Origin of the sequence: Litchfieldella qijiaojingensis, from assembly GCF_014651875.1 — a bacterium.
Lineage (GTDB): Bacteria > Pseudomonadota > Gammaproteobacteria > Pseudomonadales > Halomonadaceae > Litchfieldella > Litchfieldella qijiaojingensis.
The window spans coordinates 54,793-80,818 of sequence record NZ_BMXS01000022.1; the positions used below are offsets into that span (position 1 = coordinate 54,793).

Annotated in this window: 25 protein-coding genes; 12 read left to right on the forward strand and 13 right to left on the reverse strand. The window is 63.4% G+C overall.

From position 1 onward, the window contains the following. Window positions 1-62 precede the first annotated feature (62 nt). The 7 genes from IE093_RS17650 to IE093_RS17680 all read left to right on the forward strand — a co-directional run bounded on the left by IE093_RS17650 (window position 63) and on the right by IE093_RS17680 (window position 8,149). Window positions 63-986, forward strand: a complete 924-nt coding sequence (locus tag IE093_RS17650; RefSeq protein WP_189471491.1) for a hydrogen peroxide-inducible genes activator — start codon at window positions 63-65, stop codon at window positions 984-986. Next, window positions 983-3,064: an ATP-dependent DNA helicase RecG gene (recG, locus tag IE093_RS17655; RefSeq protein ID WP_189471493.1), complete on the forward strand. Its 2,082-nt coding sequence runs from the start codon at window positions 983-985 to the stop codon at window positions 3,062-3,064. The genes IE093_RS17650 and recG overlap by 4 nt, the downstream gene beginning before the upstream one ends. 97 nt (window positions 3,065-3,161) lie before the next feature. Next, window positions 3,162-3,983 (forward strand): DUF3100 domain-containing protein, encoded by an 822-nt coding sequence (locus tag IE093_RS17660; protein WP_189471494.1) that lies wholly within the window; start codon window positions 3,162-3,164, stop codon window positions 3,981-3,983. Then, a complete protein-coding gene (locus IE093_RS17665) occupies window positions 3,970-4,458 on the forward strand; it encodes a hypothetical protein (protein ID WP_189471495.1) in 489 nt (162 codons plus the stop codon). Before IE093_RS17660 ends, IE093_RS17665 begins: the two co-directional genes overlap by 14 nt. Window positions 4,459-4,469: 11 nt before the next feature. Next, window positions 4,470-5,624 (forward strand): M20 aminoacylase family protein, encoded by a 1,155-nt coding sequence (locus IE093_RS17670; RefSeq protein WP_189471496.1) that lies wholly within the window; start codon window positions 4,470-4,472, stop codon window positions 5,622-5,624. Window positions 5,625-5,720: 96 nt separating this feature from the next. Then, window positions 5,721-6,596 carry an NAD(P)-dependent oxidoreductase gene (locus IE093_RS17675; protein WP_189471497.1) on the forward strand — a complete coding sequence of 292 codons (876 nt, stop codon included), beginning with the start codon at window positions 5,721-5,723 and terminating at the stop codon, window positions 6,594-6,596. Beyond that, complete coding sequence (locus IE093_RS17680; protein ID WP_189471498.1) at window positions 6,593-8,149, forward strand: aldehyde dehydrogenase family protein; 1,557 nt, start codon at window positions 6,593-6,595, stop codon at window positions 8,147-8,149. Before IE093_RS17675 ends, IE093_RS17680 begins: the two co-directional genes overlap by 4 nt. 30 nt (window positions 8,150-8,179) lie before the next feature. Here IE093_RS17680 and IE093_RS17685 read toward each other — a convergent pair whose 3' ends face one another. The 4 genes from IE093_RS17685 to IE093_RS17700 form a co-directional block, all read right to left on the reverse strand. Beyond that, a complete protein-coding gene (locus IE093_RS17685) occupies window positions 8,180-9,109 on the reverse strand; it encodes a LysR family transcriptional regulator (RefSeq protein ID WP_189471499.1) in 930 nt (309 codons plus the stop codon). A gap of 54 nt (window positions 9,110-9,163) precedes the next feature. Then, window positions 9,164-9,520, reverse strand: coding sequence for a hypothetical protein (locus tag IE093_RS17690; protein WP_189471500.1), 357 nt, complete (start codon window positions 9,518-9,520; stop codon window positions 9,164-9,166). 133 nt (window positions 9,521-9,653) lie between these two features. Beyond that, window positions 9,654-10,091 carry an HU family DNA-binding protein gene (locus IE093_RS22685; RefSeq protein ID WP_268247409.1) on the reverse strand — a complete coding sequence of 146 codons (438 nt, stop codon included), beginning with the start codon at window positions 10,089-10,091 and terminating at the stop codon, window positions 9,654-9,656. A 7-nt stretch (window positions 10,092-10,098) separates the two neighbouring features. Next, on the reverse strand, window positions 10,099-11,259 hold the full coding sequence (locus IE093_RS17700; RefSeq protein WP_189471504.1) for an FAD-dependent oxidoreductase: 1,161 nt from the start codon (window positions 11,257-11,259) through the stop codon (window positions 10,099-10,101). Window positions 11,260-11,334: 75 nt separating this feature from the next. On the opposite strand from IE093_RS17700, the gene IE093_RS17705 reads away from it, so the two are divergent. The 4 genes from IE093_RS17705 to phoR all read left to right on the forward strand — a co-directional run bounded on the left by IE093_RS17705 (window position 11,335) and on the right by phoR (window position 14,923). After that, complete coding sequence (locus tag IE093_RS17705; RefSeq protein WP_422730993.1) at window positions 11,335-11,883, forward strand: chorismate--pyruvate lyase family protein; 549 nt, start codon at window positions 11,335-11,337, stop codon at window positions 11,881-11,883. A gap of 28 nt (window positions 11,884-11,911) precedes the next feature. Next, window positions 11,912-12,802, forward strand: a complete 891-nt coding sequence (ubiA, locus tag IE093_RS17710; RefSeq protein ID WP_189471506.1) for a 4-hydroxybenzoate octaprenyltransferase — start codon at window positions 11,912-11,914, stop codon at window positions 12,800-12,802. Window positions 12,803-12,897: 95 nt separating this feature from the next. Beyond that, window positions 12,898-13,587: a phosphate regulon transcriptional regulator PhoB gene (phoB, locus tag IE093_RS17715; protein WP_189471508.1), complete on the forward strand. Its 690-nt coding sequence runs from the start codon at window positions 12,898-12,900 to the stop codon at window positions 13,585-13,587. A 1-nt stretch (window position 13,588) separates the two neighbouring features. Continuing rightward, window positions 13,589-14,923 carry a phosphate regulon sensor histidine kinase PhoR gene (phoR, locus tag IE093_RS17720; protein WP_189471510.1) on the forward strand — a complete coding sequence of 445 codons (1,335 nt, stop codon included), beginning with the start codon at window positions 13,589-13,591 and terminating at the stop codon, window positions 14,921-14,923. Here the strand turns inward: phoR and cysZ are convergent. The 6 genes from cysZ to IE093_RS17750 form a co-directional block, all read right to left on the reverse strand. After that, a complete protein-coding gene (gene cysZ / locus IE093_RS17725) occupies window positions 14,911-15,648 on the reverse strand; it encodes a sulfate transporter CysZ (RefSeq protein WP_189471513.1) in 738 nt (245 codons plus the stop codon). The two genes, phoR and cysZ, sit on opposite strands and share 13 nt — an antisense overlap. Window positions 15,649-15,735: 87 nt before the next feature. Then, a complete protein-coding gene (gene phoU / locus IE093_RS17730; protein WP_189471515.1) occupies window positions 15,736-16,458 on the reverse strand; it encodes a phosphate signaling complex protein PhoU in 723 nt (240 codons plus the stop codon). A 25-nt stretch (window positions 16,459-16,483) separates the two neighbouring features. Further along, a complete protein-coding gene (pstB, locus tag IE093_RS17735) occupies window positions 16,484-17,257 on the reverse strand; it encodes a phosphate ABC transporter ATP-binding protein PstB (RefSeq protein WP_189471543.1) in 774 nt (257 codons plus the stop codon). Window positions 17,258-17,331: 74 nt separating this feature from the next. Next, a complete protein-coding gene (gene pstA / locus IE093_RS17740; RefSeq protein ID WP_189471517.1) occupies window positions 17,332-18,909 on the reverse strand; it encodes a phosphate ABC transporter permease PstA in 1,578 nt (525 codons plus the stop codon). After that, window positions 18,906-20,006, reverse strand: a complete 1,101-nt coding sequence (locus IE093_RS17745; RefSeq protein ID WP_479691166.1) for an ABC transporter permease subunit — start codon at window positions 20,004-20,006, stop codon at window positions 18,906-18,908. The genes pstA and IE093_RS17745 overlap by 4 nt, the downstream gene beginning before the upstream one ends. An 814-nt stretch (window positions 20,007-20,820) precedes the next feature. Further along, complete coding sequence (locus IE093_RS17750) at window positions 20,821-21,780, reverse strand: PstS family phosphate ABC transporter substrate-binding protein (RefSeq protein ID WP_189471520.1); 960 nt, start codon at window positions 21,778-21,780, stop codon at window positions 20,821-20,823. A gap of 140 nt (window positions 21,781-21,920) precedes the next feature. Between IE093_RS17750 and IE093_RS17755 the strand changes: the two genes are divergently transcribed. After that, window positions 21,921-22,331, forward strand: a complete 411-nt coding sequence (locus IE093_RS17755) for an acyl-CoA thioesterase (RefSeq protein ID WP_189471545.1) — start codon at window positions 21,921-21,923, stop codon at window positions 22,329-22,331. 24 nt (window positions 22,332-22,355) lie between these two features. Here IE093_RS17755 and IE093_RS17760 read toward each other — a convergent pair whose 3' ends face one another. The 3 genes from IE093_RS17760 to IE093_RS17770 form a co-directional block, all read right to left on the reverse strand. Next, window positions 22,356-23,444 (reverse strand): TRAP transporter substrate-binding protein, encoded by a 1,089-nt coding sequence (locus IE093_RS17760; RefSeq protein ID WP_189471523.1) that lies wholly within the window; start codon window positions 23,442-23,444, stop codon window positions 22,356-22,358. A gap of 165 nt (window positions 23,445-23,609) precedes the next feature. Next, the gene (gene uvrD / locus IE093_RS17765) at window positions 23,610-25,817 is read right to left on the reverse strand and encodes a DNA helicase II (protein ID WP_189471526.1); all 2,208 of its coding nucleotides are present in this window, start codon (window positions 25,815-25,817) and stop codon (window positions 23,610-23,612) included. 115 nt (window positions 25,818-25,932) lie between these two features. Next, the coding region (locus tag IE093_RS17770; protein ID WP_189470829.1) for a transposase domain-containing protein at window positions 25,933-26,026 on the reverse strand (94 nt) is incomplete at its 5' end.

The following is a 26,026-nucleotide window of genomic DNA, read 5'->3' on the forward strand; positions in this document are numbered from 1 at the left end:
TAAAAAGTCCCTATCGGAAACCCCTGTCCATCGATTCAAGAGGATGCCGCGAAGGCACCACCATGACTCTAACAGAACTCCGCTACATCGTAACCTTGGCTCAGGAGCGCCACTTCGGCCGTGCCGCCGAGCGTTGCTTCGTGTCGCAGCCTACCCTGTCGGTGGCCGTCAAGAAGCTCGAGGAAGAACTCGGCGTAGCCCTGTTCGAGCGTTCCAAGTCTACGGTACAGGTCACCCCGCTGGGTGAACAGATCGTCGAGCAGGCCCAACGCGTGCTGGAGCAGAGCAGCGTGATCAAGGAACTGGCCAATGCCGGCAAGGACCAGCTCACCAGCCCCCTGCGCATCGGTGCCATCTACACCATCGGCCCCTACCTGTTCCCGCACCTGGTGCCGGAACTGGCGCGCACTGCGCCGCAGATGCCGCTGTACATCGAGGAAGGCTTCACCGCCAACCTGCGCCGCAAGCTCCGCAGCGGCGAGTTGGACGCGATCATCGTCGCCCTGCCCTTCACCGAGACCGATGTACTGACCAAGGCGCTGTACGAAGAGCCCTTCGAGGTGCTGATGCCAGCCGGCCACCCATGGGCGGCCAAGGCCACCATCGACAAGGAGGACCTGCTCAAGGAGCGCCTGTTGCTGCTTGGCGAGGGGCACTGCTTCCGCGACCAGATCCTCGAGGCCTGCCCGGCGATCAGCGCACAGCTCAACAGTCCCAACAATACCCTGACTGCCGAGGGCGGCTCGCTGGAGACCATTCGCCACATGGTCGCCTCCAAGCTGGGCGTGACCGTACTGCCCCTCTCGGCGATCGGTACCGGCCATTATGAGGCCGGAGTGTTGGAAAGTCGTCCCTTCACACCGGAAGCGCCTTCACGCACCGTGGCCATCGCCTGGCGGGCCAGTTTCCCTCGACCCAAGGCCATCGATGCCCTGACCAACGCCATCATCCAATGCCGCCGCCTCCAGCAACCCGAGCCGGCATGAACGATCTGATGCAACCGGTCACGACGCTGTCCGGGGTCGGCGAGGCACTGGCCGCCAAGCTGGCCCGGCTGCGTGTCGAGAGCGTCGCCGACCTGCTCTTCCACCTGCCGCTGCGCTATCAGGATCGCACGCGCATCACGCCGATCGCCACCCTGCGCGCCGGGCACGAGGCGGTGGTCGAGGGCGAGGTCGCGGCCAGCGACGTGGTACGCGGGCGACGTCGCAGCCTGCTGGTGCGACTCAAGGACGGGTCGGGCATCCTTAGCTTGCGCTTTTTCCACTTTTCGCCGGCCCAGCAGCAACAGTTTCAGCCGGGAACCCGGGTGCGCTGCTTCGGTGAAGCCCGAGCCGGCGCCACCGGCCTCGAGCTATATCATCCCGAGTATCGTCTGCTCAAGGCCGGCGACACCCCGGTTGAAGATCACCTGACGCCCATCTACCCGACCACCGAGGGACTAAACCAGCCGCGCCTGCGCGGCTTGATCGCCCAAGCCCTGAAACTGCTCGATGCTACGCCCCAGTCACTGCCCGACTGGATTCCCAAGGCCCTGCGCGAACGCTTTCGCCTTCCCGAACTGCACACCTCGCTTCACTACCTGCACGAACCGCCGCCGGATGCCGACCTGGCGTGCCTGGCCGACGGACGGCACCCTGCCCAGCGCCGCCTGGCCCTGGAGGAACTGCTGGCCCACCAGCTCAGCCTGCGCCAGGTACGACTGCGTATTCAAGCCGACGGTGCGCCCACGCTGCCCTCCGGTCGCGGCCTGCAGGCGCGTTTCGTGGCCCAGTTGCCGTTCGCTCTGACCGGCGCCCAACGCCGCGTGCTCGACGAGATCGCTCATGACCTCGAGCGGCCAGTCCCCATGTTGCGTTTGGTGCAGGGTGACGTTGGCTCGGGCAAGACAGTAGTGGCGGCGATGGCTGCGCTGCAGGCGATCGCCGGCGGCTGCCAGGCGGCGATGATGGCACCCACCGAGATCCTCGCCGAACAGCATTACCGCACCTTCCGCGACTGGCTGGCGCCGCTCGGCATCGAAGTCGCTTGGCTGGCCGGCAAGCTCAAGGGCAAGCCACGTCTCGATACCAAGGCCGCAATTCTCGATGGCCGTGCGCAGATGGTGGTCGGCACTCATGCGCTGTTCCAGGGCGACGTGCACTTCCAGCGCTTGGGCCTGGCGATCGTCGACGAACAACACCGCTTCGGCGTTCACCAGCGCCTGGCACTGCGCGAGAAGGGAGAGGCCGGTGGGCTGACGCCCCACCAGTTGGTGATGACCGCCACGCCGATCCCGCGCACCCTGGCAATGAGTGCCTACGCCGATCTCGATGTCTCGGTAATCGACGAACTTCCCCCCGGCCGTACCCCGGTGCAGACCGTCGCCGTGCCCGACGAACGCCGCCCCGAGGTCGTCACCCGCATCCGCCAGGCATGCGCCGCGGGCCGCCAGGCCTATTGGGTGTGTACCCTGATCGAGGAGTCCGAGGCGCTGCAGTGCCAAGCCGCCGAGGCAACCCGCGACAGCCTGACCGAGGCACTGCCGGAACTCGCCATCGGCCTGGTCCACGGGCGCATGAAGGCCGCCGAGAAAGCCGAAGTGATGAGCGCCTTCAAGGAAGGCGAACTCGACCTTCTGGTCGCCACCACGGTAATCGAGGTCGGCGTCGACGTGCCCAACGCCAGTCTGATGATCATAGAAAACCCCGAACGTCTGGGGCTGTCGCAGTTGCACCAGTTACGTGGCCGCGTGGGGCGCGGCTCCACCGAAAGCTTCTGTGTGCTGCTCTATCACCCCCCTCTGTCGGCTCATTCCCGCGAACGCCTGGCGGTGATGCGCGAGACCAGTGATGGCTTCCGCATCGCCGAGAAGGATCTGGAACTGCGTGGCCCCGGTGAGGTGTTAGGTACCCGGCAGACCGGGCTGGCGCAGATGAAAATCGCTGACCTGGAACGCGACCGCGACCTGCTCGAGCAGGTCAGCCCCCTGGCCAAGGCCTTGCTGGAAGAGGCACCCGAGGCCAGCGAGCCGCTGATCCGTCGCTGGCTCGGCGAGGAAGCGGGAAGGTATGGGCAGGTTTGAGTGGTGCGTTCCAAAATTGTGAACACCAACTGGCTACCATTAGAACAGACTCCTTTCGATACTCAGGGTGTCCCATATCACAACAAGGACAACCCTTATGGATCTCAAGCTGCTATTGAACTGGCGCCTGCACCTGACGGTGATACTGGCGTCACTCCTCGCCGAGTGGATCGGTATTCTCCGTATACCGATGGGGCCCGGCACTCTGCTACTGCTGCCATTGTTTTACGCCTTCATCATCGGTGTACTGCTCAATCCTCACCTGTTCTCCGGCATGAACCGAATCATCCCCGAATCGGTCAGCAATGCCGCGGGCCCGCTCATCCTGATCGCTATCCTGCCCTTCATCGCCAAGTTCGGCTCTACCATCGGTCCAGCCATCGAGCAGATCATCGCCGCCGGCCCGGCACTGATCCTGCAGGAACTGGGCAATCTCGGCACCATGCTGCTGGCGCTGCCCTTCGCTGTGCTGGTATTGCGTATGGGGCGGGAAACCATTGGTGCCACCTATTCCATCGCCCGCGAACCGAACATCGCCATCATTTCCGACAAGTACGGCCTGCGCAGTCCAGAGGGCATCGGCATCATGGGGGTCTACGTGGTCGGCACCATGTTCGGCACCCTCTACTTCGCGCTGATGGCAGGGTATCTGGCATCGCTGGATATCTTCGACGTGCGCGCCCTGGCCATGGCCTGCGGGGTGGGAAGCGGCAGCATGGTAGCGGCCTGTTCCGGCGCCCTGGCCGAGGCAATGCCAGGCATGCGCGACGAACTCCTGGCCTTCTCCGGTGCCAGTAACCTGCTCACTTATGCGACGGGGCTCTATGTTTCCCTGTTCATCGCCCTGCCCGCTGCCGAATGGCTATACAAGCGCCTGAGCCCTACCGCTCTTCAGGAGGCCCGCAATGAAAACCTCTGATACCGCCACCATCGATAACCAGCAGTTGCAGGAACTGCGCCCCGAAAACCAACTCGGCAAGACCGCCCTGCTGCTGGCCGTGGTCTGCGCCGCCGCTTGGATCGCCAATATCGTCAACGGCGCACCTCTGCTTCAGGCACTGCCGGGCATGATGGTCCTCTACGCCATGGTGATGATCGGCCTGGGGATCGGGCGTGTCGCGCCCTTCTACCTGCCCAGCGTCGCCTGGGTCTCGCTGGTCAGCATCCTGATGACGCTACCGTTCTTTCCGGGTAACGGCTGGATCGTCGAGCAGCTCACCCATGTGAACTTTCTGGCCGTGGTGACCCCAGTGCTCGCCTACGCCGGCCTGGCACTGACCGGCCGCGAGTTCACCATGTTCAAGCAGACCGGCTGGAAACTGGTGATCATCTCGCTACTGGTGTTCACCGGCACTTTCGTTGGCTCGGCCATCGTCGCCCACCTGATGCTGTAGGAAGAACCGAGATGCCATCAATCCCTCTTCCCTCCTATGAACTCCTGCGCGAGTGGCGACACGATTTCCATCGCCACCCGGAAACCGCCTTCGAGGAGTTCCGAACCAGCGAGCGCCTTACCACGTTACTTCGCGAGTGGGGGCTGGATGTCACCACCGGTATCGCCGGTACTGGCGTGGTCGGCGTTTTGGAGGGTACCCGGGGTTCGGGGCCGAGCATCGGGCTACGCGCTGACATTGACGCTTTGCACGTCACTGAGGAGAACGATGTCGCCCACGCCTCCTGCCATCCGGGACGCATGCATGCCTGTGGCCACGACGGTCATACCACGATGCTGCTCGGAGCGGCCTGGGCACTGTCCCGACAGCCTGACTTCCGAGGCCGGGTAGTGTTCATCTTCCAGCCGGCGGAAGAGAACGAGGGTGGTGCCCGCAGCATGCTCGAGGCGGGCCTCTTCGAGCGTTTCCCGGTGGATGCCGTCTACGGTCTGCACAACTGGCCCGGCCTGCCGGTGGGGGAAGCGGCGGTGCACGACACCGCCGTGATGGCGGCCTTCGACATCTTCTCATTGACCCTGACCGGCAAAGGTTGCCATGCGGCAATGCCACACTTGGGCACCGACACCCTGTTGGCCAGTTGCCAACTGGTCACCCAGTTGCAGGCGCTGATCAGCCGCGAGACGTCCCCCGACCAGCCCGCGGTGTTGAGCATCACCAGCTTCCATGCCGGCGATACCTTCAATGTCATTCCGGAACGAGCCGAGTTGCGCGGCACCCTGCGCTGCTTCGACATGGAACTCAAGGCTCGTCTGGAGCGGCGCTTCACACAGGCCGTCGAAACACTCGCTGGCTTCCACGGGCTGCAGGCATCGCTGGACTATCGGCGCTGTTATCCGGCGACCATCAACACCCCGCCCCATGCCCAGCACTGCGCCGAAGTGCTCGACGACCTGCTAGGCAGCGACAAGGTGCGGCGCAATCCCACTCCCAGCATGGCCTCCGAGGACTTCTCCTTCTTCCTCGAACAACGACCAGGCGCCTATATCTGGCTGGGCAACGGCCATGACTGCGCACCGCTGCATAGCCCGCGCTATGACTTCAGCGACGAGTTGCTGCCGATCGGTACTCGCTACTGGGTCGAGCTGGTTGCGAAGTTGCTGCGCTAGGCATAACGAGCACCTTCATCATGGAAATAGCCGAGTTCGGGCCTCTCAGGGCCCGAATCCGGACACCCTTTGCCCATCGTTTCAAAGGAGTCTGACATGTCTTTCCATATCACCGTCATCGGCCTAGGCCAGATGGGTGGAGCCATGGCACTGACCTTGCGGAGTGCCGGCTTCAGCGTGACCGGCACCGACGTCAGTGCCGATGCGCGCAAGCGTCTCGCCGATCAAGGGCTGGCTGTCGTCGCCCCGGAAGCCCTCGGCGCAAGCGACGTATACCTGCTTTCACTACCTACCTCGGCGCACGTGCGCGAGGTGATCGAAACCACTCCGGGCCTGCTGACGATAGCGCCTCAAGGCAGCGTGATCGTCGATACTTCGACCTCAGACCCCGCGGTAAGCCGGGAACTGGCCGCCACGGTGGAAGCATCAGGCCGTGAATGGCTGGATGCGCCGGTCAGCGGCGGGCCGCGTGGAGCGGCAACCGGCAAGTTGGGCATGCTGCTGGGTGGCAAGCCGGCCACCGTCGAGCGGCTGCGACCAATGCTCGACGCCATGTCGTCGAAATATACCCATGTCGGCGGCCCAGGCTGCGGCCACACCGTGAAACTGGCCAACAACTATCTGTGTGCGGCACACCTGATCACCACTGCCGAAGCCGTGGCATTGGCTGTCAAAGGCGGCGTCGACCCCGCCGCCTGCCTGGCCGGTCTCAACAGCGGCTCGGGGCGCAGCGCGGTCAGTGAAGTCAACTTCCCCGAGTGGGTACTCTCCGGGCACTTCGACTCAGGCTTCACCATGGGACTGATGCGCAAGGACCTACGTCTGGCACGGGACGCCGCCCAGGCGATGGACCTGCCACTGGCACTTCTCGAACAGGTCGTGGCGCAGTGGCAAGGAAGTGGAGATGCCATCGCCGACCACGAGGATTTCAACCGCATCGTCGCCCCCTTCATGGCGGAGGTCGCACAATGAGTTCCACACTGAATCGCCTGGCTCAACAGCAACTGCAAGGGCTTCTCGCCGAGTTGCTGACCACCGACGACGGCATCGTCGCGTCCAACTGGATCGGTGGCACCCTGTGTGCAGGCACCGGCGAGGAGATCGTGCTCGACAACCCGGCCACTGGCGAAACGTTGTGTCGCTACCACGACGCCGGTGCCACACTACTTGACCAAGCAGTCGCCGCCGCGACGCATGCCCAAGGCGAGTGGATGGCGCTGACCGCCAGCGAGCGCGGCCGGCGCATGAATGCTGCGGTGCGCGGCCTCGAGGGCTTCGAAGAGCCGCTTGCTCAGCTCGAGAGCGTGGTTGCCGGCAAGCCGATCCGCGACTGTCGTGCCGAGGTGGTCAAGGTGCGCGAGATGTTCGAGTACTATGCCGGCTGGTGCGACAAGCAGCACGGCGAGGTGATCCCGGTGCCCACTTCGCATCTCAACTACGTACGTTACGTGCCCTACGGCGTGGTCGGCCAGATCACCCCCTGGAACGCCCCCATGTTCACCTGTGCCTGGCAGCTTGCTCCGGCCATCGCCGCCGGTAACGGCGTGGTACTCAAGCCCTCGGAGCTAACACCATTCTCCTCGGTGGTGATCGCCAGACTCCTGGAGAATGGCGGCCTGCCAAAGGGCCTGATCAATATCGTCAACGGCCTAGGGCCCACCACCGGCGCGGCACTGACAGGCCATGACGGCATCGGCAAGTTAGTATTCGTCGGCTCGCCGGAAAGTGGTCACCTGATTGCGGAGGCCGCAGCCAGGCGCTTGGCTCCCAGCGTGCTGGAGTTGGGCGGCAAGTCGGCCAATATCGTGTTCGCCGACGCACGGCTGGACGAGGCGGTGGCCGGTGCCCAAGCGGCGATCTTCGCCGCCGCCGGACAGAGTTGTGTGGCGGGCTCACGCCTGCTGGTCCAGCGCGGGGCCTTCGAAGAGGTGGCCACTCGCTTGGCCCGCGCCGCAGAGCAGATCGCCGTGGGCCTCCCTGACGACGAGACCACTCGCATGGGTCCGCTGCAGAACCGCCGACAATACCAGCGGGTCATGTGCATGATCGAGGACGCGGTGGCAGCAGGCGCCAGGGTTCTGACCGGTGGTCGGCGGCCCGCAGGGCTGCCTGACGAGGCCCAAGGCTATTTCATCGCTCCTACCGTGCTGGTGGACGTGACACCCGAGATGGAAATCGCCCGAGAAGAAGTGTTCGGTCCGGTGCTGGTGGTAATGGCCTTCGATGATGAAGCCGATGCCATCCGCTTGGCCAACGACACCCGCTTCGGGCTTGCCGGCGCCGTTTGGACCCAGGACCCCGCCCAGGCACATCGAGTTGCCGCCAGACTGCGTGCCGGCACGGTTTGGATCAATAGCTACAAGGCCATCAATGTGATGTCGCCCTTCGGCGGTTTCCGTGACAGCGGCTATGGTCGTTCCAGTGGTCTGGACGGCTTGCGTGAGTACAGCGTACCGCAAAGTGTATGGGTGGAAACCGCTCCTGAGGCTAGTGTGGCGTTCGGGTATGGCAATGGGGTCGGCTGAACGGCTGAGCGCCACGCTGCGGACACTGGCTCAGGGCAAGCGTGGCGCTTCAGCATCGCGGAATGCCTGCATCCAGTGCTGCAGATGACGCAGTAGCAGGACGCTGGCCTTGGGCTGTTGGCGCCCGATACGGGTGACCATATGGGCCTGGGAACGCTGGAATAACGGGTCGTCGACGGGGCGTGCCACCAGAGTGCCAACATCGAGGTCATGCGCCACGGCAAAGCCCGGCAGCAGAGTGATGCCCATGCCGCTGCGTACATACTGTGCAAGCACCACCATGGAGTTGGTATTCATTGCCAGGCGCGGGCGCAGGTGCGCCTGTTGGAAGGCCTGATCGACCATCTGCCTCACCCCGTGGCCGGGGTCCCACATGGCCATTGGCTGGTCGCTGATCTGTTCCAGCGTCAGCGGTGTCGCTTGAGCGGCAAGTGGATGGTCGGGAGGGAGTATCGCCATCAGCGGCTGCGGGCTTGAGGCCCAGAAGCGTAGCTGGGGATGGGTGCGTTCATGAAACATCAGGCCGATATGCGCCTGATCCTCGACGATCGCCTCGATGATGCCAGTGGTGCCCGCCAAGTGGATATCGAGCTGTATACCGGAATAGCGTTCGGTGAATTCACGCAGCGGCGAAGCGATCAGATCGCTGACGAAGCCTTCTCCCACCACCAGTGACACCGTGCCGGTTTCCAGGCGCTGGTAAGCTTCAAGAGAGGCGATGAAGCTCTCATCCAGCGCGCCGCGACGCTCGCAATACTCCAGCAGCATCTCTCCCACCGGCGTCAGTCGGATACCGTGTCGCTGACGCTCGATCAGGACGGCACCCAGGGCTTCTTCGAGTAGCGCGATCTGTCGGCTCACTGCCGAAGGAGCGATATCGAGGCGCGACGCAGCCCGCCGCACCGATCCCGATTCTGCGGCGATCCGAAAATAAACGAGGCGCTGATGAGGAATATCCACGGTCGCTCTCTATGGAAAGGCGTTTGGCCAATTCGGGAACCGTGGTACATGGTACTAGATATGGCGAAGCAGCTTCTGCAGTTTCTGCAGATCGCCGGAGTCACCGACCAGGCGCACGGTGCCCGCCATCATGCCATCGAGGAAGGCACGTTGAGTGGGCCGTCGCAGGATCTTGACGGCAGAGTCGACATCGGCGAAACGCAGTTCGAGGTCGAGATCCACCGGCAGGCCGGGACCGGTTTCGATCCCACTCGGTGACATGCGGTAATATCGGGCTATAGCCAGGTCCTCGGTGGCAATACCCCAGTCCAGACCACGCATTTCGGCGAGCGCATCCCGAAAGCCCGGCTTGCGACGCTGGGCGCGCTTGAGCAACAGGCCGAGTAACCACAGCATCAATCGAAGCTTCATGGCAATCCCTGCATGAGCATGGTGGGGAATGGGTGCGCCGGCTGCGGGAGAACAGCCGGCGTGGCGTGGCGCGAACCCATCCGAGCGGCCGGAAGCGCTGCGCCCCTATGCGGGTGCGATGAGACCGGCGTAACTACTTGGCCACGGCGTCCTTGAGCGCCTTGCCCGGCTTGAAGGCTACGGTCTTGCTGGCCGGAATGGTCAAGGGTTGGCCGGTCTGGGGGTTCTTGCCGGTACGAGCAGCACGCTCGCGCACGGTGAAAGAGCCGAAACCGATCAGCGATACATCCTGTCCCTTGGCCACGCTACCTGTGATCTCGTCGAGAATGACATTGAGCACCTGGCTGGCTTTGTCCTTGGAAAGATCGGCACGCTCGGCAATCGCCGAGGCGAGTTCTGGTTTGCGCATACAGCCCTCCTGGTTTGGCATGGCACGGCGGCGATTGCCGCCCTTCTTGTTGTTGAAGGTAAGATGTCCTTCGCTATCGAAGATACACCCTTCCGAGTTATCGGCAGCCTCCCCATGACATTTAGCGCTGTTAGCGCTGTCACAGAGGCAGGCGCCGGACACAACGTCACTAGACTAGCAATGCTGGCGCGGCTCGCGCCAGTTCGACTTTCCGCCTGACACAGGCGCCTGTCAACGCAAATCCAATCAAACGTCCGTCTTCGTCCTCGGCCATAGCGGTCAGATCCGGGCTTTCCCCCTCGATGCGCCAGCGTGCCGGCGTCCGGGCCGGCGGCAAGGCCACCACCGGGCACAGCGGCGTCTTGACCAGCACCGGCCAGGGGCCGTAGCGGACGCGGGTTGGGTTACCGGCAAGCGTGGCCGCCAGGGCCTTGGCACATGCCTGCAATGGTTGAACGTGCATGGCGTTGACACCATCCACGCAGGCCACGTCACCCAAGGCATGAATCCCTGGCACCGAGGTACGCAGATAACGATCGGTATGAATACCGGCCGCGCTGGTTTCGATATTGGCTTCGGCAGCGAGTTGCACGCGGGGTTTGAGGCCAGTGGCGACCAGCACCAGATCCGCCTCCAGGGTCCGGCCGTCACTCAAGGCCAGGCCGACACCGGCTCCAACATCCTCCAAGGAGGCCAGGGTGCGCCCCATCAGCAGCTCGATTCCACCCTCGTGCATGGCATCGGCCAGTGCCTGGCCCAAGGATTCGGGCAGCAGACGCGCCAAAGGCGTGGCTTCCGGAGCGATCACGCTGACCCGGTGACCACCGCCGGCAAGATCGTTGGAGAATTCGCAACCCACCAGCCCACTGCCGACAATGGCCACCCGGGCCGGCCGATTCAGACGCGTCAGAGCGTAGTAAAAAGCCCGATAGTCATCAAGATCGTTGATGGTGAAGACCTTCGCCGTCAAGTCGTCGGGAATCGTCATCGGTGGCTGTGGTACTGCGCCAGTGGCGATCACCAGTTCGCTGTAGGGCAACGCCTCATGATCGAGCCATAGCGTGCGGGACTCAGGGTCGATGGCCGTGACTCGGGTATGAGTGCGCACCACCGCACCCAACTGATCCGCCACCTCCAGCGCCGAGCGTTGTGCCAGACGCTCAGGCGGTTGACGCTTGGCGAAACCAGTGGACAGCAGTGGCTTGGAGTAGTCATCGCCGCTATCCGCGGTGATCAGGGTGATCGGTCGCTCGGAGTCAAGGGTCCGCAATTGCCGGGCCAGTCCGAGACCGGCCATCCCGGTACCGAGTATCGTCAGAGGTGCGCTCATGGGGCTCCTGGCAAGCCAATCTCAAGGAGCCCTCATGGTACACTACGCGCCCCCATCCTGACGCGGAGACGCCTGGTGCGCGATAGCCCGACAACCGCCTCGACCTGGTCCCCCCACTGGCAACCCGCCAAGGCCAGCCGTCCGGCCATGAGCCCGGCGTGGTGGGCCTGGGTTGCTTCCTGCGACTCCCTGACGGCGCGACTGATCTCTGCCGCCGATCAGCGCGACTTTCGTGTGTGCCTGCTCGATCAGCGCGTCGCGCGCCCTCGTCACGACGAGGCCCTGGCCCTGGGCTTGCCGCTTGGGCGACACGCCTGGCTGCGCGAGGTGGCGTTGTGCGTGGCCGAACGTCCGTGGGTAGTGGCCCGTTCGGTAGCTCCGCTGTCACGGCTGCGCGGCCAGCGCCTGGACCGTCTTGGTGAAAACTCCCTGGGGAGCTGGCTGTTTCGTCAGCCGGACCTCGAACGTGGCCCTATCGAAATTACTCGTCACCAGGCCCCCTTCTACCCGGCCCCCGGTCCCTGGGGGCGGCGCTCGGTGTTCCGCCACGGACGCTTCGCGGTACTGGTCCAGGAGTTCTTTCTCGACGCCATGAGGGATGAATTGGCACTGCCCGCAAGCTAGGATAGGGCTGTTCGAAGTGGAGATATGAATGGATCACACGCTACGCGCCCGCGGCCTGGCCCGCCTGCCCGACTTCCTGCACCTGATGCGCCTCGACCGCCCGATCGGCACCTGGTTGCTGATGTGGCCGACGCTATGGGCGCTATGGATCGCCGCCGAAGGACTGCCGAGTCGCGACCTGCTGCTGATCTTCGTCGCCGGCGTCTACCTGATGCGTGCCGCTGGCTGCGTGGTCAACGATTACGCCGACCGCCACTTCGACGGCCACGTCAAGCGCACCAAGGACCGCCCCTTGGCCACGGGACGTATCAGCGAACACGAAGCCAAAGTGCTGTTCGGCGTGCTGGTCGCCAGCGCCTTCGTGCTGGTGTGCTTCACCAACCTGTTCACGATAATGCTGTCCTTCGTGGGCGTGGCGCTGGCTTTCGTCTACCCCTTCATGAAGCGCTACACCCACCTGCCACAGCTATTCCTGGGAGCCGCCTTCTCGTGGGCGATTCCCATGGCCTTCGGTGCGGTACGTCAGGAGCTGCCGGTGGAAGCCTGGCTGCTGTTCGCCGCCAACGTGACCTGGACGGTGGCCTATGACACCCAATACGCCATGGTCGATCGCGACGATGACGTGCAGATCGGCATCAAGTCCACCGCGGTACTGTTCGGGCGTGCCGACAAGCTGATGATCGGCGTGCTGCAACTCGCCACCCTGGCCCTGCTTGGCTGGGTCGGTATACGGCTGGCGCTGGGTGCTTTCTACTGGGTGGGGCTTACCGCCATGGCGGCGATCTTCATCTATCAGCAGTGGCTGATCCATGACCGCTCTCGGGAGCGCTGTTTCCGCGCCTTTCTCAACAACCACTGGGCGGGCCTGGTGGTCTTTGCCGGACTGGCATTGACGCTGTGGCCATCCCCCGGAAGCTAGACCAGGACAAGGGTCGAACAGCGGCTGTCACAGTGCTGTAATATAAGCATGCTGCAATCGTCACCACTCCGTCATTGCCTTCATGAGGGCTATTCATGTCCGCCAAGACCGTGCTGATCGTCGATGACGAAGCCTCCATTCGCGAGATGATCGCCGTGGCGCTGGAAATGGCCGACTACCGAGTGCTGGAAGCCGACAGCGCCCAGGCGGCTCACGCCATGGTGGTCGATCACCAGCCCGACCTGATTCTGCTTGACTGGATGATGCCCGGCACCAGTGGCATCGAGCTGGCCAGGCGCCTCAAGCGAGACGAGACCACCGCCGAGCTGCCGATCATCCTGCTCACCGCCAAGAGTGAGGAGGACAACAAGATCCAGGGGCTCGAAGCCGGTGCCGACGACTACATCACCAAGCCTTTCTCGCCGCGCGAGCTGGTGGCACGCCTCAAGGCCGTCCTGCGCCGCACCACGCCCAGGGGCGTCGAGGAAGCCGTGGAGGTCGAGGGGCTAGTGCTGGATCCGGCCAGCCATCGGGTCAGTGCCCATGGCAACGCCGTGGAGATCGGCCCTACCGAGTACCGCCTGCTGCAGTTCTTCATGACGCACCAGGAACGCGCTTATACTCGCAGTCAGCTGCTCGATCAGGTCTGGGGCGGCAATGTCTATGTCGAGGAGCGTACCGTGGATGTGCATATTCGTCGCCTGCGCAAGGCGCTGGGCGATACCCACCAACACCTGATCCAGACCGTACGCGGCACCGGTTACCGGTTCTCCGCCAAGGGTTGACGTGCGCCTCTGGAGCCGCGAACTGTGGCAACTGGCCGGACTGGCCTTCACCGGCCTGGTAGTGGGCTGGCTGACCGGTGCCGGCGGCTGGGGCCTGGCGCTTGGATTGGGCGTGTATCTGGCGCTGCACCTGAAACGACTGCACGCCCTCCACCATTGGTTGACCCGTCATCCACATGATGAGCCGCCAGCCGCCAAAGGTGTGTGGGGCGAGCTGTTCGACCGCCTCTACAAATACCAGAAGGGCCAGCGCCTCACTCAGCAGCGCCTGCGCGCCACCCTCAAACGCATTCAGGAATCCTCCGAGGCGATGAGCGATAGCGTGGTAATGCTCGATCGGCGCGGAGACCTGGAGTGGTGGAACAGCGCCGCCGAGCGCATGCTAGGCCTTCAGGCTGCCCACGACCGCGGCCAGCACATCACCAACCTGCTACGCGACCCACGCTTCATCGGCTATTTCAATGCCCGCGACTACCGCGAACCACTGACCTTGCCCTCACCGATCGACGAGCGTCGTATCCTGCAATTCCAGATCACCCTCTACGGCGATGATGAGCGTCTGCTGATGGCCCGCGACATCACCCGCCTGCATCGCCTGGAGCAGATGCGCCGTGACTTCGTGGCCAACGTCTCCCACGAACTCAGAACGCCACTGACGGTGTTGTCCGGTTACCTGGAAACCTATCGGGACTTTCTCGAGCAGAGCGGGGAAGAGCGGCTGACCTCACGGTTCGCCCGTGGCCTAGCCCAGATGCAGGAACAGACCACGCGCATGCAGAACCTGGTCAACGACCTACTGCTGCTATCGCGCCTGGAGATCGACCAACGCGGCGAGGACACCAGCCCAGTGGCGGTTGACCAATTGCTCGAGACAGTGCGTCGTGATGCCGAGTCGCTATCCTCCGGCCAACAGAAGTTTGCGGTCGAACTCGATTCCTCGCAACGCTTGCTGGGTAGTGAACAGGAGTTGCGCAGCGCCGTCTCCAATCTGGTGTTCAATGCCGTGCGCTACGCTGGCGAGGAGTGTCATATCACCCTGCGCTGGCGTCCGTGGGGAAAGGGAGCCTGCCTCGAGGTCGAAGATGACGGCGAAGGCATCGACCCAGTGCATATCCCGCGCCTCACCGAACGCTTCTATCGCGTCGACAAGGGCAGAAGCGCTGCCACCGGCGGCACCGGTCTGGGCCTGGCCATCGTCAAGCATGTGCTGCTGCGCCACGACGCCCACCTTGAAATCGACTCCCGCCCCGGCGAGGGTGCGCTGTTCCGCTGCATCTTCCCGGCAGCTCGGTTGGCCGCGGCCAACGACGATCACAACGAAGCTCAGCGCGCCTGAACCGCTTTCAGCGTCAAATCGCGATAATGCCTATCCCACATCAAGACCGCACCGGCCACGGCACCGGGCAGCAGGAACAGGTTGGCCAGCGGTATCCAGGTCACCAGCGTTACCCAGCCGCCGTAGGTCAGCGTCGGCCACCAGCGACTGCGCAGCCGGCGCCGCATGTCGGCGAAGCTGACCTTGTTGTTGTCCATGGGATAGTCGAGGTAGGTGATGGCCATCATCCACGCCGAGAAGGCAGCCCACAGCAGCGGCGCGACGACATTGACGACAGGGATCCAACTCACCACGAACAGCAGCGCCATGCGCGGTAGGATATAAACCAGCTTGAGAAGCTCGCGGCCCAAGGCGTCGATGCCGGTCCTGACCAGGCCACGGTCATCGATGGGAGGACGGCCGGTGACTTGGGTTTCTACCTTGGCGGCCAACAAGCCATAGAAGGGGGCTGCGATCAGGTGAGTCACCAAGGTAAAGGTGAAGAACACCACCACTAACAGGGCGATCACGAACAGCGGCCAGATCAGCCACGTCAACCAATCCAGCCAACCCGGCACCATGGCCATCCAGCTATCCATCCAACCGCCGAATCGGCTCAGCACATAGTGCAGCATGGCGGCATACACCAGCAGATTGATCAGTACCGGGACGAACACATAGCGCCGCAGGCCCGGTGAATACACAAGGCGCGTACCCCGCGTGAGCGAGGTCAAGGCATCCATCATCTCGAGACACTCCACAAGCCAGACATGACAAGGCCGCCGCCTTCCCGGCGACGGCCGATAGTATTACATCTTGCGGTAGACGATGCCTCAGCGCTTCAGAGCGTCCTCGTCGAGTTCGTCGGGGTCGATATGACGGATATCCAGCCCCTTGACAAGATAGATCACGTACTCGGCGAGGTTGTCGGCGTGGTCGCCGATACGCTCCAGCGCGCGCAGGATCCACATCACACTGAGCACCGAAGAGATCGATCGAGGATCCTCCATCATGAAGGTCATCAGAGAACGCATGGCGCTGGTGTATTCACTGTCCACCGCGTCATCCTCGTGGACCACCTTCAGCGCCAGGTCGATGTCGAAACGGGCAAAAGCGGTCAGGGCGTCGCGTACCATCTTGCGCACGTGCTCGCTGATATGGCGCACCTCTACGAAGCCCTTGGCGCCATTGCCGGCTTCGATCAGGGCAAGAGCATTGCGGGCGATCTTGCTGGCCTCGTCGCCGATCCGCTCGAGATCCGAGGTAGCACGGATCACTGCCAGCACCAGACGCAGATCGGATGCCGCCGGCTGGCGTCGCGCCAGCACGCGGGTGCACTCGTCGTCGATCTTGAGTTGCAGGTCGTTGACGGCCTTATCGTTGTCGCGCACGCGCTCGGCCAGGCGGCTGTCACCATCGAGCAGAGCCGAGACGGCCTCCTGCACCTGGCGCTCCACCATTCCTCCCATGGCCATCAGATGGGTCTTGAGTTCCTCGAGCTCGTGATTGAACTGCTTGGAAATATGCTGACTATGCGTTTCGCTGGTGATATCCATGGGTCTCTCCTGTGGCCGGGGTACATCAGACCATCCGGCCGGTAATGTAGTTTTCAGTCTGCGCCAGGCGCGGGTTGGTGAACAGGGCGTCGGTGGCAGCATATTCCACCAATTCGCCAGCGTGCAGGAAGGCGGTGTAGTCCGAGACCCGAGCCGCCTGCTGCATGTTGTGGGTGACCAGGATCAACGTCAGGCGTGACTTGAGACTGCGAATCAACTCCTCGATCTTCAGCGTCGAAATCGGGTCCAGGGCCGAGGCCGGTTCGTCGAGTAGCAACACCTCGGGCTCCACGGCCAAGGTGCGAGCGATCACCAGCCGCTGCTGCTGGCCACCGGACAGCGACCAGGCGGAATCGTGCAGACGATCCTTGACCTCGTCCCACAACGCCGCCGAACGCAGTGCCCATTCGATCATCTCATCGCGCTGGCGCTTCTTCAGCGGCGCCTGCAACCGCAAGCCGAAGGCCACGTTCTCATAGATCGACATCGGAAATGGGTTGGGGGTCTGGAACACCATGCCGACCCGACGTCGCAACTCCGCCACCTCCACCTCAGGGGCATGGATCTCCTGTCCCTCGAGATGAATGTGACCCTGGCGCCGAACCTCATCATTGAGATCGTGTAAACGGTTGAGGGCCCGCAGCAACGTCGTCTTGCCGCACCCCGAGGGGCCGATGAAGGCGGTCACACGCTGACGTGGAACGCGCAACGTCAGATTCTCGAGTGCCGGCGTGTCGCCATAGGCGAGCGACAGCCCCTCGATTTCGAAGCAACTGGCCGACGCGGGGATCTCGATCACGGCAGCGGTGGATACCGCGGATGCCGGTGATGCGGGATCGGTAACGGAGTCGAAAACGGGCAACAGCGAGCCTCCTAGCGTTGCAGCGCGCCATGACGCGCCTTGACATGATGCCGCAGAAAGATTGCAGTCAGGTTAAGCACCAGAATCACCAGCACCAGCAACAGAGCCGTGGCATAGACCAATGGCATTGCGGCCTCGATATCGCCACTGTAGAAACCGACATCGAGGATGTGGTAGCCCAAATGCATGAATTTCCTTTCAAGATGGAGAAAGGGAAACTCACCGTCCACCGGCACCTGGGGCGCCAGCTTGGCCACTCCCACCAGCATCAATGGCGCCACCTCGCCAGCGGCACGGGCGATGGCCAGGATCACCCCGGTCAACATCGCCGGAACGGCCATCGGCAACACCACGCGGCGCAGGGTCTCGGCACGGGTAGCGCCCAATGCCAGCGCACCTTCACGTTGTGCATCGGGGATCCTGGCCAAGCCTTCCTCGGTGGCGACGATCACCACCGGCAGCGTCAGTAGCGCCAGGGTCAGCGAGGCCCAAAGCAAGCCACCGGTGCCGAAGGTAGGCGACGGCAAGCGGTCATGGAAGAACCACTCATCGAGGGTTCCGCCGATGCCATAGACGAACACGCCAAGACCGAACACGCCATAGACGATGGAGGGCACGCCTGCCAGGTTGCGTACCCCGATCCTCACCAGCCGGGTCAGGCGCCCCTGGGGGGCGATCTCGTTGAGATAGACCGCGGCAAGCACACCGAAGGGGGTGACCGCTACCGACATCAGCATCACCATCAGCATGGTGCCGAAAATCGCCGGCCACACGCCGCCCGCCGCATTGGCCGCTCGCGGTCCCTCGCTGAGGAACCGCCATACGTCCCGCCCCCAGGCCATGAACTTGTCGAACCCCGACATGGCGTTGGGCCGGAGAATCCGGTACACGCCTTGCAACGGCTGGACCACACGCCGCCCATTGACGCTCTCCAACACCAGGGCATCGCGACTCATGGCATCCTGCACGGCCAGCACCCGGGCGTTGGCCGCTTCCAATTCGGCTGCCAGAGACTCGCGGTCATTACTGTCTCGCCATCGCCCCTCCGCCAACCGCTTGGCCAGCGGCTCGACAACCTGCTCGCGCAGAGCGTCGCTCTCCTCGCGCAAGCGTACGACACGTTCGAGACGCTGGCGTACCGTCGGCCATCTCTCGGCTTCACTCAGCGCCAGATCCCGGCCTTGCTCTTGCAGACCGGCTACCCGACCGATGAAATCTCCCCAGCGGTTGCGCTCGACGACCACCAGGTCGGCTGGCCGTGCCTGGCTCGCGATACGCTCGATATCGACCCAGCGCCAGACCTCGCCGTGAAGGTCCCGGTTGCCGGTGTGATAGAGCCGCTGGGACACGCCCAGCTGGCCGCGCGGTGGCGGTTCATCGCGTATTGCGTGGCCGGCAAAATGCTGTCCATCGTCCAGGGTGACCAGCTCGATTTCGGTCGGCCAGAAATATACCAGCCCACGGCCGGCCAACAGCACCAACAACGCCACCACCATCAGCAGCGACAGCGACACGCAGCCCGCAGCCAGCCACGGTCCTGCGCCCTCGCCACGCGGTATCCGTAAACGTCGACCCCAGCGCGCGATCATGAACGTCCCTCCAGTCGCCTGTAGCGACGCTTGAGGCGCCCCCGAACTACCTCGGCCAGGGTGTTGACACAGAAGGTGAAGACGAACAGCAAAAGCGCGCTGAGCATCAGCAGGCGGTAGTGGGTCCCGCCAAGGGCGGCCTCGGGAAGCTCGATGGCGATATTGGCCGCCATCGAGCGCATGTCTTCCAACGGACTCAGAGTCATCATGGCACTATTGCCGGTCGCCATTAGCAAGATCATGGTCTCCCCCACCGCACGGCCGGCGCCAATCATCACCGCCGAGAAAATTCCGGGGCTGGCCGCCGGCAGCAACACCTTCCATAACGTTTGCCAGCGCGTCGCTCCCAGCGCCAGAGCGCCTTCGCCAAGGCTGGCCGGTACCCCGGACAAGGCATCCTCGGTCAAGGCATAGATGGTCGGGATCACCGCGAACCCCATCGCCAGACCGACGATCATGGCGTTACGGCTGACATAGTCCAGTCCCAGGACCTGCTCCAGCCACAAATGCAGGTCACCGCCGAAGAATACCCGCTCCAGGGCTGGCGACAGCCATAGCGACAGGGCGATCAATACGGCCAGCCAGGGCATCAGCCACAAGCCTGCCCAGCCAAGCGGCAACCGCTGCCGCAAGTGCGGCGAAAGCAACGACCAGGCCCAGCCACCGACAAGCAGGCCCATCGGCAATACCAGCAACAGGGCGAAGGCACCGGCGAGATGACGCTCGATATAGGGCGCCAGCACCAATCCGGCAACGAAGCCGATCACCACCCCGGGCATGGCCTCCATCATCTCGATGGTGGGCTTGAGCCGGTGGCGCAGTTGACGTGACATGAAGCAGGACGAATGGATAGCGGCCCCTAGTGCCAGTGGAATGGCAAACAACAAGGCATAGGCGGCAGCCTTGAGCGTTCCCCAGGCCAGTGGTGCCAGTCCGTACTTCGGTTCGTCGGCGGAATCCGTGACGCTGGCCTGCCAGCGATGCTGGGATTCGGCATGTCCTTGATAATGCTGCGGTCGCCACAGGGTGTCCCAATTCACCTCGGCGTGCTCGGCATCGACGACGAGCCGTTCGATGCCTGTCGTATCCGACCACAATAGCCGAGCCTCGGCATCGAATCCCAATGGCTCCCCAGCGGGGGCCGCTCCCGTCCACAGAAGGCCGGCCAATGCCTGGTAGAGTGCCAGCTCACCCGCGTCATTCAGTGCCAGGAACAGCCGTCTATCGGGCACGGGCATCAAGACCCGAATCGGTGCCTGCCCAGCCTGCCGGTAGGCGGGAGTGGGTATCGGCAGGACACTGTCAGGACCCATCACCCAGCGCCTGACGCCGCCGCCATCATCGCCGACGATCAGCGCTCTTCCACCGACCAGCGAGGCCAGTGCGGTAATCCGGCGACCTTCTTCGACTGCCGTGACTCGGCCCAACAGACGCGGCTCACCTTCCGCCAACGAGAATACCTCGAGATCGCGCCCATCTGCGCGCCACAGCATCGTTTCACCTACCGCCAGCGGCCCCGCTCCCAAGTCGGCGAACCGCTTCTCGGTTCGTGCCACGAAAGCCCCAGTCGACGTCGGGCGTAGCCAGGTACGCTGAAGATCGCTAATGTCCCGCATGTCTTGGTCGGCCGCGGGTGCCTGCTCTATCTTGGCCGACGTGAACAGAGGCACCACTTCCACGGCGAGGAAAACACCAATCGCCAGCACAGCCCCCACCACCCCGATCCCGCAAGCGCTGATCAGCAAGGTAGCGAGTCGATCACGTACCAGTCGCAAGCGCTGGCGGCGACGCGCTGAGGAGGTGGAGAAATCGATCATGTCCGGCGGTGGTCGAAAGGCATGGGTATCGAATGCGGCAGCGGGTTCCCAGCACAACTATGCGGCAAGCGTGTGACAGGGAGATGACAGCGCGTCATGGAGGCGAGGCCAACGGCGCGAGCCCCAATCGCTTGCGACTGATCGCCAAAGATTCGTCAGGCAGGGGTACGAAGCCCAGCGCGCGCACGATTTCCTGGCCAGACGACGACAGCACCAGGTCGAGAAAGGCCGCCTCGGGTTGCGGCAGCCGCTCGCCGGGGGGAAGATTGACATACAGGTACAGGGTCCGCGACAGCGGATATGCACCGCTCAGCGTGGTTTCTATGCTCGGGCGTACCGCTTGCCCTTGACCATCACGCAGTGCCAAGGCACGCACCGAGGGGGTCAAGTAGCTCATGCTGGCATAACCGATACCGCCAGGGCTTCTGGCCACCGCCGCCACCACCGCCGACGAACCCGGGTACTCGTTGACATCACGACGGAAGTCGCCGCCGCACAAGGCCTGACGCTTGAAGATGCCGTAGGTGCCGGAAACCGAGTTGCGGCTGTGCCGTACGATGGCACCGACCTCGACCCCAAGCGTCTCCCAGCGCTCGATGGTCGCGTCGGCGCCACAGTATCGGGTGTCGGAGAAGATAGCATCCACCTCGGCCAGACTCAGCGTCTTAACGGGATTGTGACGGTGGACGAAGATCGCCAAGGCATCCATGGCGACGGGAATACGGGTCGGCTCATGGCCCTGGCGGGTGATGAAATCACGTCGCTCGCTCTCGGACATGCGGCGCGACATGGGGCCCAACCGGGTGGTGCCGGCCGCCAGCGCCGGAGGTGCCGTCGCTGAACCACTAGCCTGGAGCTGTAGGCGTACCCCCGGATGACGGTCCTCCAACTGTTCACCCCAGCGCAGCATCAGGCCGGCCAGCGTCTCGGAGCCGATGGAGCCAAGGTTGCCGACCACAGGCAGTGAGGTGTCGGCCATAAGCGATGTCAATGGCAGACACCACAACAGTCCGCAGGCTAGTGACCGCTGGACGAGGCGCGAGATCCTGACCATGACGACTCCCGTCGGCGATTGGGTGGAATACGGATGAGAGAGTAAGGTGGTGACATCCCCCCGCTGGCGTTTAAGATGCTCTCTCGTGTCCGCGTCGACGATCCGACCCCACAACAATAACCGCCGAGCAAAAGATGTCCATGACCGACCTCGATGATGTGCCCACTCCACAAGGGGAGTTGACCCTCAAGTTGCTGGCCTCGCGGCAGGATACCAATTTCTATGGCGACATTCCCGGCGGATGGCTGGTCGCCCACATGGATCAGGCTGCCGAGCTGGCTGCCGGCCGCCAGGCACATGGCCGTACCGCCACCGTCGCCATCGAATCCATGGATTTCCTGTGCCCGGTTCGGGTCGGCTCGGTGGTCAATATCTTTACCGCCGTGCGCGAGATCGGCCGCAGTTCGATCAAGATCGACGTCGAGGTGTGGATCCGTCCGCCCCACGAGCGCGATCCCGATGAACTCTACAAGGTCACCGAGGCTCGTTTCGTAATGGTCGCGCTCGACGATAACGGCCGAATCCGCGCCGTGCCCGATGGCGATAGCTGATCGAGCCCAGCGCTGAATCATTACCTAGCTGCTGGCCGAGTCACGCGCTTTCAGGTAGGCAAACTCACCGACGTCGGTGAACGAGCGTACCAGTTGCTGGAAGTCGCGATAGGACTCGTAGATCTTTCGTGAATCCGGGTCGTTCTCGACTTGGCGCTGCAGCACTTCCTGAGACGACTCGTAGAGCGCTTGCATCACATCCTCGGGGAAGCTGCGAAGCTGAACGCCATGCTCGTCGACGAGCGTCTTCAGTGCCTGAGCGTTGCGATAGGTGAACTCGTCTATCATCGCCAGGTTGGCACTGCGCGCGGCCTCCGTGACCACGGCCTTGAGGTCGTCTGGCAAGGCATTCCAGGCATCCAGATTGACAGTCCCTTCCAAGATCGCACTGGGCTCGTTCCACGCCGAGGTGTAGTAATAGTCGGCCACCTGGTGCAGGCCGAAGGCCAAGTCGTTGTACGGACCTACCCAGTCGGCGGCATCGAGCACCCCAGTCTGCATCGAGGTGAAGATCTCCGAGCCCGGCATGTTCACCGTGGTCACCCCGATCCCGTTCATGGCCTCACCGGCCAGCCCCGGCAAACGCAGCTTCAAGCCCTGCATGTCCTCCAGCGAGTTGATTTCCTTCTTGAACCAGCCGGCCATCTGGGTACCGGTATTGCCTACCGGGAAGGGTTTGAGATTGTGCTTGGCGTAGAGTTCGTCCCACAGCTCCTGTCCGCCGCCGTTGTACAGCCAGGAGTTGGTTTCGGTGGTATTCATGCCGAAGGGTACGGCGGTGAAGAACTGTGCCGCGGCGACCTTGCCACGCCAGTAGTAAGCGGCGGAGTGCCCCATCTCGGCAGTGCCGGCGGCCACCGCATCGAAGACTTCCAGCGCTGGCACCATTTCACCGGCGCCGTGGACTCTCACCCGCATGCGGCCCCCGGAAAGTGTCTCGAGGCGTTTGGCGAAGTCGTTGGCACCGGTCCCCAGGGCGGGGAAGTTCTTGGGCCAGGAAGTGACCATGTTCCAGGTGATGGTCTCTTGGGCACTGGCGGTAGAAACGAAAGGCGCGGCAACGGCTCCGGCCGCACCGACCCCCAGCGTGGTCAGAAATTGACGGCGTTGCATGGCGAGCATGACTCCAGATTGCGTTATTGTGATTTTCCTGTCGGAGGCGCTGCCTCCCGGAAAAGTGTCCGTCACGCAGTATGCTTAGCAGCGTTTTGCTCGGCAAGCCCTGGGCGTTAACGCAGTCGCTGCAACTCCCGACGAAGTCTCGGCTTCCTATCGACCTCACAGGGGAGTCAGGTTGGCAAACCCCAGCACCAGCCACTTGTCGCCTTCGCCTTCGAAGCTGACCTGCACCCGGGCCCGCTCACCCTCGCCTTCGGCATTGAGGATCACTCCCTCGCCAAACAGCGGATGGCTGACACGCTGCCCGAGTGACAGCGTGGGCAGGCCGCCGCCACCATCGACCGACGTCTGCCGCGACAAACCCATTGCCGGACGGGTGGCGGTCACCGGACGTGAGATCTGACCGCGCAGCCGCACTTCCTCGAGTAACTCCTCGGGCAGCTCGCGCAAGAAGCGCGACGGCCGCTGGAAGGTTTCCTTGCCGTGCAAACGGCGCAACTCGGCATAGGTGAGGTACAGTTTGCGCATGGCGCGAGTCACGCCCACGTAGCACAACCGACGTTCCTCCTCGAGGCGGCCGGGCTCCTCGAGCGACATCTTGTGCGGAAACAGGCCCTCTTCCACTCCGGCGATGAACACGATCGGGAATTCCAGGCCCTTGGCCGAGTGCAGGGTCATCAACTGCACGCCATCCTCGAACTCGTCAGCCTCGTGATCGCCGGCGTTCAGGGCCGCCTCGGCCAGGAAGGGCTCCAGCGCCGCAGCGCCCTCGCCCACCTCGGGGGGATCCAGGGCATCGCCCAGAGTGAAAGCGCGCGCGGCGTTGACCAGTTCCTCGAGGTTCTCGACCCGAGCCTGGCCTTTCTCGCCCTTTTCGCTGCGGTGATGTTCGATCAGTCCCGAGGCCTCGTTCACATGCGCGATGATCTCGTGCAGCGCCATACCAGCGGTGTCATTGTCGAGGCGTTCGATCAGATCGGAGAAGGCCGTGATCGCGTTGCCGGCACGCCCCTTGAGAGTGGCGTCGGCGAGGCAGTCGTGCAGCGCCTGCCACAACGAGACGTTGGTTTGGCGGGCGCGCTCGCGCAAGATTTCCACGGTACGGGTGCCGATGCCGCGTGCCGGCACGTTGATCACCCGCTCCAGCGAGGCATCGTCCTCGCGATTGAGCAGCAACCGCAGGTAGGCCAGGGCGTTCTTGATCTCGAGGCGCTCGTAGAAGCGCTGTCCCCCATAGATGCGGTAAGGCATCCCCTGGCGGATCAGTGTCTCCTCCAGCACCCGTGACTGGGCGTTGGAGCGATAGAGGATGGCGATCTCACGCCGATTGAATCCCTCGTCGACCTTCTCCTTGATCGTATCGACGATGAAGCGCGCCTCGTCGAGATCATTGAAGCCGGCATACAACGAGATCGGCTCGCCGCGCTCGCCGTCGGTCCACAGTTCCTTGCCCATGCGCCCGGCGTTATGGGTGATCAGGGCATTGGCGGCATCCAGGATGGCGCTGGTCGAGCGGTAGTTCTGCTCCAGGCGCACGGTATGGGTATCGGGAAACTCCTGCTCGAAGCGGCGGATGTTCTCGACTCGCGAGCCACGCCAGCCATAGATCGACTGGTCGTCGTCGCCGACCACCGTCAGCCCGGCCCGGTCGCCTGCCAGCAGCTTCAGCCAGGCGTATTGCAGGGTGTTGGTATCCTGGAACTCGTCGACCAGCAGGTGGGAGAAGCGCTCGCGGTAGTGGGACAGCAACGCCGGATTGTCGCGCAACAGTTCGAGGCTTCTCAGCAGCAGCTCGCCGAAGTCGACCAGGCCGCCGCGTTCGCAGGTCAGTTGATAGCGCTCGTAGAGCTCGACCATCTGCCCCATGTAAGCGTCACCATGGACATCCACCTGATGCGGGCGCAGCCCCTCTTCCTTGCAACCGGAGATGAAATACTGCACCTGGCGCGGCGGAAAACGCTCGTCGTCGATCCGGTGATCCTTGAGCAGGCGCTTGATCAGCCGCAACTGGTCGTCGCTGTCGATGATCTGAAAGTGCTGGGGAAGTCGCGCGTCCTGCCAATGGGTGCGCAGCAGGCGGTGGGCGATGGAGTGAAAGGTACCCACCCACATGTTGCGCAGCGACAGGCCTAGCAGGGCCTCGAGGCGGGTACGCATCTCGCGGGCCGCCTTGTTGGTGAAGGTCACGGCGAGGATGGCGTAGGGTGACATGCCCTCGGCCTGCAACAACCAGGCAATGCGGTGCACCAGCACCCGGGTCTTGCCTGAGCCGGCTCCAGCCAACACCAGCATGTTGCCCTGAGGGGCGCTGACGGCCTCGCGCTGGGCCGGATTGAGTTGATCGAGAATCGCCGTGACGTCATCCATAGCGGGGATAAGGCTTGCTGTGAAAAATGAACGGCTAGCCTAGCATAGCTGGAAGCTGGAAGCTGGAAGCTGGAAGCTGGAAGGTAAGCGGCCGGTCATCACCCTTCGCGAGTGATCAGTCGACCGGCTTCCAGTTCTGAGGCAGGAGTTCGTGGATCTGGCTGGCCTTCTGGGTCGGCAGCCGAGCCAGTACATCTTTCAGGTAGGCA